The following is a 12507-nucleotide window of genomic DNA, read 5'->3' on the forward strand; positions in this document are numbered from 1 at the left end:
GTTCCACGGGGATATCGACCGCCGCGCGGCCGACTTGAGTCGTCCCGTCCCGGAAAAAAAGCACGGGCTCTCAGGGAGCCCGTGGTCAAGGCGCCGCGCGGGCGCTCAGGAGGAGACGACGGAGAGTCCTGCTGCGTGACCAGGCTCAGTGCAACTGCAGGCCGCCGGACTTGCCCTTGCCGGCGCGCGCCGGCGGGTTGCACATGCCGCACACGAAATGCTTGGCAATCTCATGGGGGTGGGTGACGAAGTGGCCGCCGCACTTCGAGCACGGGGTCATGCTCAGCATGCCGTTGTCGATGAACTTCACCAGGCGCCACGCGCGGGTGATGGACAGTTGCGGCTCCAGTCCCTGGGACTGGGTCTGCTCGAGGTACAGACGGTAGGCCTTGATGACCACGTCGATCTCGTCGAGTTCGACGGCCTTGTTCAGGTATTCGTGGATGTTCAGGAACAGCGAGGCGTGGATGTTGGGCTGCCAGGTCATGAACCAGTCGGTCGAGAACGGAAGCTGGCCCTTCGACGGCGACTTGCCGGCCACCTCCTTGTACAGGCGCAGCAGCCGCTCGTAGGACAGGTCGGTCTCGGACTCGAGCACCTGCAGGCGGGCGCCCAGCCGGATCAGCGTGACGGCGCGTTCGATCTGCTTGGCTTCGGTGAGGATGCTCTTGGTGCGCATGACGGGCTCCGTGGCTTTTGGTGGAAACGGCGGGCAGGGCTCGTTCAGGCGGCTTCCTGATGGCGGCCGGCCATCAGGATGCTGGCGTGCAGGCGGGCGGTGGCGTCGTTGGCGGCCGACTTGCCATGGTTGGTCAGCAGGCCCCAGACCAGGTCGTCGTCCATGCGGAAGCGGCACAGCAGCGTGTTGCCCGAGGCGATGCGCATGATCTGGGCCGGGCTCAGGGCGGCGATCAGATCGGCGGTCTCCTCGGAGATGCCCAGGCGGAACAAGGCTTCGGCACGGTCGGCGCGGATCAGGTTCTGCGCCAGCATCAGGTAAGACAGGTTGGCTTCGCGGATCTCGGCGAGGATCTGTTCGGTCTGCGGGTTCATGGTCGGCTCCGTTCTTCAGTCTGTCGATGTGCGGGGTGTTCCCGGGCTTGCTTTCGCTGACTGCGTGGAACGCACTTTAGGCAGACCGGAAATGAGCCGATATCAGGGCCTTTCTGTTCGCAGTGTCGCGGATTTCCGAGCGGGTGTCGGAGAAATTCCTACAAGGGGGTACGTGCTCACGCCTGTGTCCAGGCCGCCTTCCATTCATCGAGCGCGGCGCCTTCGAGCATCCACTGTGAGCGAACCGCCTGCCTGAGCGCGTCGCCTGCACGTGCGGCCGCATCGAGGTCATGGATGTGCATACGAATGGCGTCGACCCATTCCTTGTAGCGGTTCTTCACCCGTGTGACGGGAAGCGCGTCCTCTTGATAGCAGCGGATGTCGCTGCAAACCACGGGGTAGCCGCAGGCTCCATACTCGATCAGACGCAAATTGCTCTTGCACTCATTGAAAAGATGGTGTTCCAAGGGGGCCAAGGCGAGGTCCAGATCGAGGCTGGCCAGCTTGGCCGGGTACTGCTCGATCGGAACACCCGGGTGCACTTCGTGGACCACCGCCGATACTTCTTTCGGGCACAGACCAAAGAACACCCACTCCACCTCGTGCGCCAGCGCCTTGACCACATCGATGATCAAGCCAAGGTCGCCTGCGTGGCCCGCTCCACCGGCCCAGCCCACCCGTGGCTTTCGTCCGCGGCGTCGTTGCGGCTGGAGGTTGGACCACCATGCCGAGGGCAGCTTGTTCTTCACCACTCGGATGTCGCGGTGCAAGCCTTCGAAAGCCTCGGCCAGTGCCTCGGTCGATACCACGAATCGATCGACGTAGCCCAATGCCTGCCGCAAAGACTTGACCGCGTCTTTCGGAATGCCTTGGCGGTGCGCACTCTTGAGCGGAAGATTGGGCAGATAATCGTCCAACTCGTAGACCTTGAACGCCCTGGAAAACGCTTTGATGCGACGCATCGACTCCAATTGCGGCTCGCTGAGCTGACGTTGCAAAACGATGGCGTCGGGGTCCAGACGCGCCAGCTCGGAAGGCAGCAGCATGGTGTCCGACAGCAGCCCTTCGATGCGACCACTGTGGCGCATCGCTTCATAGGGTTGGATCACCCGGTAGTGACCGCACCCCCAATGATCGGCCATGTGGGCCAGCACAATGGGCGCGGGTCGCCATGTCAGTGGATGCCACACCAAGTCGACTCTTGATTCGAAAGAAAAGCCTTTGTCGTTCAGCGACAAATTGCGGTTGTAGGCCGGGTCGTTGGCGATCAGAGGCATCCATTTCGCATACAAAGCGTCTTGTTCGGCCGCAAACCGCTGGCGCTTGGCTTCGTGAGCTTGCGGATCGAGTTGCTTTTGGCTCACGCTACCCTCGTGCACGACCAAAGCGTGAGGTGTCCACACGTTCAGGTATCCTGCAGCCGCAACCTTCAGGCACAGATCCACATCGTTGTAAGACACCTTGAAGGCGACCTCATCCATGCCGCCGACTTCTTGGTAGACCGATTTGCGGATCATCAGGCACGCTGCGGTCAAGGCGCTGTAGTTCTGATCCACGCGCAGGCGCTGCATCGTGCCTGCAGCGTCCATCGGCTCGCCAAGGAAAGGATGGTCGGCGGGCCCTCGCAGGCCCAGCACCACACCGGCGTGTTGCACCGTGCCGTCAGGGTAGAGCAGCTTGGCGCCCACCGCGCCCACCTCCGGACGCAGGGCGTGATTGAGCATGGCATCGAGCCACCCCGGCTCGATGATGGCTGTGTCGTTGTTGAGCAGCACGACGACGTCCCCACGCGCATGCTCCACCGCCAGGTTGTTCATCGCCGAAAAATTGAACGGGTGGTCGTAGCGCAGCACCCGGATGCGGTTTTCTCCGAAGGAGGCCACGGCATCGAGCCACTGGCGGGCTTCCTCGGTGGTGCTTTGGTTATCGACGATGAGCAGTTCGTAGTGGGGATAGCGCGTTTTCTCCAGCAGGCTTTCGACGCACCGCCGCAGCAGATCGAGCTGATCACGCGTGGGAATGATGATGCTCACCAATGGTTGATGAGGATGCGCATACTCGATGCGGTACTGACGCGCAAGTTCCTGGTGAACCGTTGCGTTGCTGTAGCCGCGTCGAATCAAATGATTGAGGATCACGGCCTTTTCGTGCGGCTGATCGGCAACGCTTGGCGGATCGCTGATCAGCAGCGGCTCGGCCACATGGCCCAGACCGGCCAATCCGCCTTGCTCGATCATGCGCAGCACCAGGTCCAGTTCCGCGGCGCTTTCGGCTTGCGCATCCAAGCCATGCAAATCCAAGAACACTTCGCGCTTGAAGCACCAGTGCGTGGCCATGGCCGCTGGAAAGCTCAGCAATAGGTCCAGGTTGATGTCAGGCCGGAAGGCGGCTCCCAGCGATCCGTCTTGGCTTCGATAAAGCTCGTCCGCATAGACGGCCCGGCAGTGGTCGGCGCCGATGAGATCCAGCGCAAGAAGGGTCAAACCATTGGAAGTGAACGAATCGCCGGCGCGAGTCAACAAGACCCACTGTGCGTCGGATTGCTCAACGATCCGGTTGATGGCCGATATGCACTCTTGGGCCTTGGTGTAGTGCACACGGTAGGGGGTGGGCAGGGTAGGCGCGTGGGTGTCATCGTCCGCGAGGACGCACACCTCGACATTCAGTCCGAAGCGAAGCGCTTCGTCCAAGCTCCTCAGGGTCCGGGCCAGCGGCTCGTGCAGCGTGTCGCCGAGCGCCTGCACCAGGAGCAACAAGCGCGGGCCGCCACCGTGTTCACGGAGCTTGTTCCGTATGTGTTGCTCGTGGAAGGTTGTCAAGCGTCGCTGTTCCAGCCAGCGTTTGATGGTGTCGGGTTGCGCTGGCTCGCCTTCAAACTTGGCGTGCGGGCGCACGGGAAGGGTTCGGTAGAACCCTTCCACGCTGAACTTGATGCCTGTGACGGCTGCTTGCAGCTCGATTTCTTGCTGCAACAGTGCACGGGCATTGCACGGCTGTCCGCTCAGCAGCTGGATGACCTCTTCGGCCAGGGGGATCAGGCCCAGGGGCGTGTCAGGGCGGGGTTGCGCCACCGAGCCGAGTTTCGCAAAGCTGTAGTAAAGACCGCGCAGCAGCACATAGTCGAGGCGAACCTGTGGCCAATACGACCATTCAAGATCGAACAGGCGATATCTACCGTCGTATCCAATGAAGTTGAAGGGCGTGGCATCCAGATACCGACCCTCCAAGTAGCGCTCGCCCCGGACGAGCCGCGCGTGCGACGACAAATGCTGATACAAAGGCTGCATCCATTGCGCGATCAACCGAGCATGCCAGCCGGGCTGATTGACCAAGGGCAGCAGGCGGTTGAACAGCAGTTCGCCCTCCAGCAGTGGCTCGTCGGGCTCGACCGTCATCCACTTCGGTGTCGACGTTGCATACAACAGGCGTCGCTGAACGCGCAGTTCGCCGTCGATGCGACGGATGGCGATTTCTTTGGACAGATCCTTGCGGCGAGCGACCGAGTAGGTGAATGCCAGATCCTCATGGTCTTTTGCCGGCACAGGCGCATCCGAGGCTACGACGACGAACGCGTTGGCCAGCGCGCCAACCAGTCCGTTGTCGACCAGCGATCGGAATGCGCAGGCTTCGGAAAACAGCGGTCCTTGTCCTGCGCCAAAGCCGACGGTATGGATCGACGACAGAAGGTTGTAAAGCAGCTCAGGCGGTGCGCTCAAGGCATCATCGCTGAGCACCAGTTGCGAAGAATGGTGGTCGGGGAAGGGGTAGTAGAACTTGAAATGCGTCAACCCGTTCTTGCGTAAGGCCCGGACCAGTTCCTCCCGGCCGGGGGCGCCGGGCAGACCTTTGACCTGCAGGCCCTGGATGCCAGCGAAGTCCCACGGCGCATGGGATTGCGCGGCTCCCGCCCAGTGCCGCAGTCCCAGGCGATTGGCACTCATCACAATCAGGCAGCCGCCATGACGGAGGCATTGTCGGGCTTGGCGCAGCGCATCGTCCAGTTGCGCACGGGCTCCAGGATCGGAGATGAGCACCACGTCGTAGCCAGTGTCTGTCTCGAGGGCGAGTTCGAGATCCGAGGTGACCGTCACATTGGGAAGGTCGGCGCAGCGCAGCGCTGCAGCTTGCGCCATCACGGCGTGAGCTTCGTAAGCCGTCACCCGGGCGCCAAGCTCCCCGATGTAACGACTTGAGGTGCCGAAGCGAGCGCCGATCTCCAAAACCGTCCGTCCCGTCAGAAGCGTTTCCAAGGGGCGCAAGGCGTTGACGCATGCCGCACCGAGACTCTTGGCCAGGAGGGTATCGATACAGATGGCGCGGATGTCTTCCGAGGCGATCGAGCGGTCTTGCACCGACTGCAAGGCGACGAGGACTCGCTCTTCGGTGCTGCTTGAGCCGGCTGCGTCTTGCGTGCCCGTCGAGACTTGATCCACTGGCTGCGAAGACTCGTGGCCAAGGACTTTGGCGTTGTAGTACACCGACGTGTCGGCCGGCCGTTCGTAGACATATCCGTGCAACTGAAGATACTGATCGAGCAGTTGCTTGGCCTGGTGTGCTTCCTGAAGGTCGGCGGCGGATAACGGTGTGCGCGGCAAATGCGCACGCAGGTCGGGGTGGGTCGAGAGTTGGGCCAATCGTTGCGCGTACTCGTCCGAGATTCGAGGCTTGTGAATCAAAGCGTGGTACAGCAACGAGTAGAAATGGTCGCCAGCGCACGGCACGAAGAACCCGCCTTCATGCAAGGTGCGTCGCTCGAGCATCTCGGTTTGCCAGCGCTTTTCGTAATACCCATCGCCAACGAAGCGAAAATCGAAACGAAGTTCCTCGCCTGCGATGAAGGCGGCATAGTGGACGCGGCAAGGCTGAGCAAACACCCGGCGCGCATTCATCACGTATGCCATCTCCGCGTCGGACGTCGTCAGCAGATCAATGTCGCCGTGCGCGTCTGATTTGTAAGCTTCTGGAAACCCCTCGAAGTTGCGCAGCACCACGTATGGGATGGTTTCATTGAGCACGCTGAACAACTGGCGCAGATCTTTCCATCCCCCGGCGCCGACGAGGTCTACCGGCATCGGTGCAATTTGTCCGTTCCAGCGCTTGGGCAATCGCTGGATCAGCGCGGCCATCGGCATGCCGAACAGCAAGGCAACGTCGTGCCGCGCTTCGGTTTGACTGTCGGTGGCATGTACGCGATGGCCACCGCCCGTCCATTGACGGTAGCGCTGCTTGGCATCGAAGGTGTTGACGTTGACAAGACGCGGTCCTTTGGACGTCTCGCGCATCTCGTAGCGGGGTTGCGGATCCCGCAGAATCAGGGCAAGAAAGGGGCCGCGGCCACAGTGATCTTCCTTGAACGATCCGGGAGGCAGGTTCTGCCCATAAAAGCGCGTGAAATTCTCCGAAACCCGAGGCGGGCTCCAGGTGATCTCGAAGGCAGCCAGAATCTGCAGCCGACGCCCCACATCTTCGACGATGCGCTGTTGCTTGGGACGGGCGTGCTCCCACAGGATCATCAAATGGTGTTCGGCCGACGGTTGCGTCATGGTTTCTTGCCTGAGGAGGGGAGGGGCGGTCTTTGTCTGCGCGGGGATCTGCATTCACTATAGGCGCCAGCGTCATATCCAAAGATGGAATTAGCTGAACTTTTCCACCTTCTCTTCTACGCCAACGATGCGGTGTGGACAAGTTTTGCTCAAGCCGGCGGGGCGGGCGGCCGATAGTCCAAGAGATCAGGACGGTCGATCCGCTCCTTAGCGCGAAGAAGTTCCTTCTTCTTCGGCTTGACAAAGCCCTAAAGTTGGTATCGCACCTGTCGATAACTCGCTCAACGGGCCCGAGCAATCGGCAACCCGTGGTCCGGGGAACAGCCGGCCGACGGTTCGACGCGAAGCGCCGATCTTCGCTCGCATCTGAGGTGACTGCCGCCGGACGCAGCCAGCGCGAGCTGGCAAGGCGCAGCGGCTGCAAGGCCGCTGGGCTGAGGCAAAGCCGGCGTCCATGCCGGGAGTCATCGACATTGAAGGAGCACACATCATGGCTATGTCCGTCAATACCAACGTCGTTTCGCTCAATGCGCAACGCAACCTTTCCAGCACGGCGTCTTCGCTGGCGACTTCGATGCAGCGCCTGTCCTCGGGCCTGCGCGTCAACAGCGCCAAGGACGATGCCGCCGGCCTGGCCATCGCCGAGCGCATGGGCGCCCAGGTGCGCGGCATGAACGTGGCCATCCGCAACGCCAACGACGGCATCTCGCTGGCCCAGACCGCCGAAGGCGCCTTGGGCAAGATCGGCGACATGCTGCAGCGCATGCGCGAGCTGGCGGTGCAGTCGCGTAACGCCACCAACAGCAGCGGCGACCGCGCCAATCTGCAGAAAGAGTTCTCGGAACTGCAAGACGAGATCGGTCGCGTGATCCGGTCGTCGAACTTCAACGGCAAGGCGCTGTTTGACTCCAACGGCGCGGGTTACGAGGCGACGCTGTCGTTCCAGGTTGGCGCCAACACGTCGGCCAATGACCGCATCGATGTGACCTCGGTGAACCTGTCTGGCACGGCGGCCGAGGGCAGCACGATCACCAGCGCGACATCGGCCGACGTCGTCATGTCGACGGTGACCACCACAGCCGCCACGTCGGGCGCCAGTGGCATCGCCATCGGCGGCTGGACCACCGACCCGGCCAACGTTGGCAACGAAATCGATGAAGCCATCGACGTGATCGACCGCGCGCTCGATGTCATCAACGACCAGCGGGCAACCTTCGGTGCGGTGCAAAACCGATTCGAGGCGGTGATCCAGACCTTGCAGGTCAGCGTGGAGAACCAAAGCGCCTCTCGAGGACGGATCTTGGATGCGGACTTCGCGGCAGAAACGGCCAATCTCTCCCGTGCCCAGATCTTGCAGCAAGCCGGTACGGCCATGGTGTCGCAGGCCAACCAGCTGCCCCAGCAAGTGCTGTCGCTGCTGCGCTGACGTCCACGCACGCGGACCTCAACACAACCCGGCTTCGGCCGGGTTTTTGCTCGTTGGCCGGCCTATCGATCTGGGGGGTAAAAAGGCTGTTGTTTGGGGCTTTGTCTGAAGGGGTGCGCTCTCACAATCAAGCTGACCGTACTGGTGGAGCGCCGGCGCTCGAAGCCGGAGTCCGTTGTGATTCTTGAAGGAGAGCTGCCATGCCTCAGACCATCAACACGAATGTGGTTTCGCTCAACGCGCAGCGCAACCTCAATGCTTCTCAGTCCTCGCTGGCCACGGCCATGCAGCGCCTGTCGTCGGGACTGCGTGTCAACAGTGCCAAAGACGACGCTGCCGGATTGGCGATTGCCGAGCGCATGAATACCCAGATCAAGGGCATGAACGTGGCGATCCGCAATGCCAACGATGGCATTTCGCTGGCTCAAACGGCCGAAGGCGCGCTGGGCAAGATCGGCGACATGCTGCAGCGCATGCGCGAGCTGGCGGTGCAGTCGCGCAACGCCACCAACAGTGTGGGCGATCGCGCCAATCTCCAAAAAGAGTTCGCCGAGCTGCAGGAAGAAATCGCCCGCACCGTCAAATCCTCTCGGTTCAATGGCAAGTCGCTGTTCGATGGGACCGATGCCACGTTCGAGTCGACCTTGAGCTTTCAAGTGGGGGCCAACACTACGGCCAACGATCGCATCGATGTCAACTCGGTGAACTTGTCAGGAACGCCGGCCGAAGGCAGCACGATCACCAGTGCATCTTCCGCCGCCGATGTGGTCGCGACGGTGACGACCACGGCCACAGCCTCTGGCGCCAGCGGTATCGCAATCGGCGGGTGGACCACGGTGCCGGCCAACCCCGGGGATGAGATCGACGAGGCGATCGATGTGATTGACCGCGCCTTGGATGTGATCAATGACTTGCGGGCGACTTTCGGTGCGGCGCAAAACCGCTTTGAGAGCGTGATTTCCAACTTGCAGGTGGCCGCGGAGAACCAGTCGGCGGCCCGAGGCCGGATCATGGATGCCGACTTTGCGGCCGAGACGGCGGCGCTGTCCAGGGCGCAAATCCTGCAACAAGCCGGCACGGCCATGGTGTCGCAGGCCAATCAGCTTCCGCAGCAGGTGCTGTCGCTGCTGCAGCGTTAAAAATCACCGCTCAAGTCGGGTTGCGGTCTGCCGATAATCCGCTTCACGAGGCACGCTGCGCCCGAAGGGCGCCGCAAGCCGGTTCCTTGCGATGAGGAGTTTGACGGATGGCGACCATCTCGTCCCCGGGCATAGGCAGCGGGCTGGATGTGCAAAGCATCGTGTCGCAGCTCGTGGCGCTCGAACGGCGGCCGATCGACCTGCTCAAGCAGCAGGCAAGCCGTCTGTCGACGCAGTTGTCGTCGTTCGGTTTGTTGCGCAGCTACGTCAGCAACCTGCAATCGGCGGCCACGCAGCTCACACGCTCCAGTCTGTGGAGTCAAACGGCGGCGACGTCCTCGGACGCCGCGGCGGTGAGTGTGGCGGCCTCCTCCGGAGCTGCGGCGGGCAGCTACAGCGTGGAAGTCTCGCAGCTGGCGCGTTCGCAGTCCCTGGCCTCGTCAGCCTATGCAGACAGCTCGGTCGTGCTCGGGCAGGGGACGCTCACGTTCACCAAAGGTGACGGCAGCACGGCCAGCGTCACCATCGGCGCGTCCGACACAAGCTTGGCTGGCATCCGTGATCGCATCAACGCGGCCGGGGTGGGTCTTAGCGCGTCCATCGTGCGCGATGCGTCGGGCGCCCGTCTGGTATTGACGACGACCGCCACCGGCCTGGATGCGGCGATCACGCGCATCGACGTGACCGGTGACCCAGGGTTGCAAGCCTTGGCCTACGAGCAGGGCGTGCCAGGCGACGTGGAAGAGACGCAGCAGGCCCGCAATGCTTTGGCGCGCATCAACGGCTTGGACATCGAATCGGTTTCCAACACGCTGAGCGACGTGGTCGACGGGTTGACGCTCACGCTGTCGCGCACCACGACGTCCGCCGTCGAGGTCAAAGTGTCGGCCGATGACGAGGCCGTGAAGAAAGCGGTGCAGGATTTCGTCAATGCCTATAACGACCTCAGCCGCTTCGTGGCGAAAGAAACCGCCTACGACGAAGCCTCGAAGAAGGCCGGGGCTTTGCAAGGCGACCGCACGGCCGTGGGGCTTGTGACACAGCTACGAACCTTGGTGTCGCAGACCTCGGGGGCGTCGAGTGTGTTTGCCACCCTGTCCAGCGCCGGTGTTGAGCTGCAGCGCGACGGAACGCTCAGATTGAATGAATCGCGCTTCGCAAGCGCTTTGAACCAGCGCAATGAGCTGGCGCAAGCCTTCAGTCGCGCCGACACGCTGGATCCGAGCGTCAACGGCTTTGGTGAGCGATTTCGTTTGCTGACCAACTCGATCGTGGGCACTGAGGGCATGCTCACCGCCCGCACCGAAGGCTTGAGAGCGAGTATCCGGCGCAACGAGCAGCAGCAGGAACGTTACGAGGATCGCGTGGCTCTGGTGGAAAAGCGCCTGCTGCGGCAGTACCAGTCGCTGGACGCCAGCCTCGGGCAACTCAACAGCCTGAGCAACTATGTCAGCCAGCAGATGAACGCGATCAACAACTGGAACAAGGCGAAGTGAGGCCGCTCGGAGCTCGCCACACCTCGCCGGGGCCCGCTGTGCGGGCCCCCTGCGTTTGAGGGGGAAGCTGGGGCCCATTTCCGGCTCAAGTGGGGCGTAGGTCCGGCCGATATCAGTGCAAACGCATCCATCCCAGCGAGCAATGACCATGTTTGCACCCTTCCGAAGCCAAGCCACTGCCTATGGGCATGTCCAGGTGGAAACCGGTGTGGCCACCGCCGATCCGCACAAACTGGTGGAGATGTTGTACGACGGGGCCCTCGATGCCATGGCCCGCGCCCGCGGCGCGCTGGCCCGGGGCGACATCGAGGCCAAGGGCAAGGCCATCGGGCAAGCCGTGCGCATCATCGAGGAAGGTCTGCGCAGCGCCTTGAACCGCAAGGAGGGCGGCGAAGTGGCCGAGAACCTGAACCACACCTATCTCTACCTCACCGCCCGCCTCACCCACGCCAACCTGCGCAACGACGATGCGGCCCTGCAGGAATGCATCAGGCTGCTTGCACCCATCCGCGAGGCCTGGGTGGCCATAAAGCCATCGATCAAGTCCTGAGGGGAGCAGACCGAGCGATGCTGCCCACAACCCTCACGAACGCAAGCCCCGCACCGGAGCCTTCCATGGACGACAACGCGCTGCTGGAGTGCTACGAGGCCATCGAGCGTGCGAGCCAGGAGATGCTCGAAGCGGCGCGCAGCGGCGACTGGGACCGGGTGGTGCACCTGGAAGGGGCCTGCGCGGTGCTGATCTCGCACTTGAAGCAGGCGGCCGCCGGGCGCCAGCTCGACCCCGAGCAGGTCCGCGCCAAGCACCGCGTGATGCTGCGCATCTTGCACAACGACGCGCAGATCCGCCACCTGGCCGAACCCTGGTTGGACGACCTGGATCGACTCCTGGCTGCATCGCCGCGTACACTGCATTGAGCGCGTCGGCATCCGGGCGTCCGGGTGTCGCGAACGCGCCACGGGAGCTTGCCATGGAAACCATGCCCATGCCCCTGTCGCCCGAGGAGCCCGAAGCGCGCTCGGCCTTGGACGACTTCCGCATCACCGAACCCTTCGAGATCCTGTCCCTGCTGCGCCAGATGCAGGAGCAGAACGCGCTGCTGACGATCGCCACGCCGCGCGGGGCGAGCTTCGTCACCACCATCTTCGAGGTCAACAAGGCCAAGGGGGTGGTGCGCTTTGCGGTCGACGCCCACGAGCCCCAGCTCGAGCGGGTGCTCGACTCCGACGAGGTGGTGGCGGTGGGCTACCTGGACAGCGTGAAGATCCAGTTCGACCTGGACGGCTTGGTGCACGTGCACGGCGGTCAGGGGCAAAGCGCCCTGAACGGACGGTTGCCGCGTGAGGTGTTCCGCTTCCAACGCCGTGCAAGCTACCGGGTGCGTCCGCTGTCGAAGGAGGGGCCTTCGCTGCGCTTGCGTCATCCGGCCCTGGAGGAGGTGTGGCTGGACCTGCGCATCCTCGACGTCAGCATCGGCGGCCTGGCCGTCTTCGTGCCCGAGGGCACGCCGCTGCTGCAGCCCGGTACCTTCATCAGCCAGTCGCTGATCGAGCTGGATGACGACACCCGCTTCAACGCGAGCCTGCGGGTCGCTCACATCTCTGCCGTGAACGATGCGGCCCAGGGGGTGCGCATGGGCTGCGAGATGGAGGGCATGAGCGGCGAATCGCTGCGGGCCTTGCAGCGCTTCATCGACCAGACCCAGAAGCAGCGCCGCCTGATGGCCCTGGACCGGCCCTGAGGCCCTGCGCGCGGCCGCTTCGCGCAGCGCGAACTGGCGGGAATTCCGCCGCTATTTCGGCTCAAGTTCTCAGCCGGGCTTTTCACAATGGCGATGACGCAATCTGCC

The 12507-nt window shown here is 62.9% G+C and carries 9 protein-coding genes; 6 read left to right on the plus strand and 3 right to left on the minus strand.

Translation table 11 applies throughout. The features are described from left to right. Positions 1-145: 145 nt before the first annotated feature. From flhC to AC1ECW_RS08125, 3 genes are all read right to left on the minus strand, one after another. Positions 146-679: a flagellar transcriptional regulator FlhC gene (gene flhC / locus AC1ECW_RS08115; RefSeq protein WP_481201594.1), complete on the minus strand. Its 534-nt coding sequence runs from the start codon at positions 677-679 to the stop codon at positions 146-148. A 44-nt stretch (positions 680-723) separates the two neighbouring features. Beyond that, complete coding sequence (flhD, locus tag AC1ECW_RS08120; protein ID WP_409703961.1) at positions 724-1053, minus strand: flagellar transcriptional regulator FlhD; 330 nt, start codon at positions 1051-1053, stop codon at positions 724-726. A 176-nt stretch (positions 1054-1229) separates the two neighbouring features. Further along, positions 1230-6596 carry a glycosyltransferase gene (locus tag AC1ECW_RS08125; protein WP_481201595.1) on the minus strand — a complete coding sequence of 1789 codons (5367 nt, stop codon included), beginning with the start codon at positions 6594-6596 and terminating at the stop codon, positions 1230-1232. Between the two features lie 490 nt (positions 6597-7086). On the opposite strand from AC1ECW_RS08125, the gene AC1ECW_RS08130 reads away from it, so the two are divergent. The 6 genes from AC1ECW_RS08130 (at position 7087) to AC1ECW_RS08155 (ending at position 12399) form a co-directional block, all read left to right on the plus strand. Beyond that, positions 7087-8022 carry a flagellin N-terminal helical domain-containing protein gene (locus tag AC1ECW_RS08130; RefSeq protein ID WP_409703991.1) on the plus strand — a complete coding sequence of 312 codons (936 nt, stop codon included), beginning with the start codon at positions 7087-7089 and terminating at the stop codon, positions 8020-8022. 200 nt (positions 8023-8222) lie between these two features. Next, complete coding sequence (locus AC1ECW_RS08135) at positions 8223-9161, plus strand: flagellin N-terminal helical domain-containing protein (RefSeq protein ID WP_409703965.1); 939 nt, start codon at positions 8223-8225, stop codon at positions 9159-9161. Between the two features lie 107 nt (positions 9162-9268). Further along, positions 9269-10657, plus strand: a complete 1389-nt coding sequence (gene fliD / locus AC1ECW_RS08140; RefSeq protein ID WP_409703967.1) for a flagellar filament capping protein FliD — start codon at positions 9269-9271, stop codon at positions 10655-10657. A gap of 148 nt (positions 10658-10805) precedes the next feature. Then, on the plus strand, positions 10806-11207 hold the full coding sequence (fliS, locus tag AC1ECW_RS08145; protein WP_409703969.1) for a flagellar export chaperone FliS: 402 nt from the start codon (positions 10806-10808) through the stop codon (positions 11205-11207). A gap of 65 nt (positions 11208-11272) precedes the next feature. Next, positions 11273-11575 (plus strand): flagellar protein FliT, encoded by a 303-nt coding sequence (locus tag AC1ECW_RS08150; RefSeq protein ID WP_409703971.1) that lies wholly within the window; start codon positions 11273-11275, stop codon positions 11573-11575. A 53-nt stretch (positions 11576-11628) separates the two neighbouring features. Further along, on the plus strand, positions 11629-12399 hold the full coding sequence (locus tag AC1ECW_RS08155) for a flagellar brake protein (protein WP_409703973.1): 771 nt from the start codon (positions 11629-11631) through the stop codon (positions 12397-12399). Positions 12400-12507: the final 108 nt, after the last annotated feature.

The organism is Caldimonas hydrothermalis (assembly GCF_056746695.1).

What these genes read in the sequence shown, in the direction of transcription:
- flhC (WP_481201594.1), bottom strand. Translation starts at nt 679, where the DNA reads ATGCGCACCAAGAGCATCCTCACCGAAGCCAAGCAGATCGAACGCGCC.
- flhD (WP_409703961.1), bottom strand. Translation starts at nt 1,053, where the DNA reads ATGAACCCGCAGACCGAACAGATCCTCGCCGAGATCCGCGAAGCCAAC.
- AC1ECW_RS08125 (WP_481201595.1), bottom strand. Translation starts at nt 6,596, where the DNA reads ATGACGCAACCGTCGGCCGAACACCATTTGATGATCCTGTGGGAGCAC.
- AC1ECW_RS08130 (WP_409703991.1), top strand. Translation starts at nt 7,087, where the DNA reads ATGGCTATGTCCGTCAATACCAACGTCGTTTCGCTCAATGCGCAACGC.
- AC1ECW_RS08135 (WP_409703965.1), top strand. Translation starts at nt 8,223, where the DNA reads ATGCCTCAGACCATCAACACGAATGTGGTTTCGCTCAACGCGCAGCGC.
- fliD (WP_409703967.1), top strand. Translation starts at nt 9,269, where the DNA reads ATGGCGACCATCTCGTCCCCGGGCATAGGCAGCGGGCTGGATGTGCAA.
- fliS (WP_409703969.1), top strand. Translation starts at nt 10,806, where the DNA reads ATGTTTGCACCCTTCCGAAGCCAAGCCACTGCCTATGGGCATGTCCAG.
- AC1ECW_RS08150 (WP_409703971.1), top strand. Translation starts at nt 11,273, where the DNA reads ATGGACGACAACGCGCTGCTGGAGTGCTACGAGGCCATCGAGCGTGCG.
- AC1ECW_RS08155 (WP_409703973.1), top strand. Translation starts at nt 11,629, where the DNA reads ATGGAAACCATGCCCATGCCCCTGTCGCCCGAGGAGCCCGAAGCGCGC.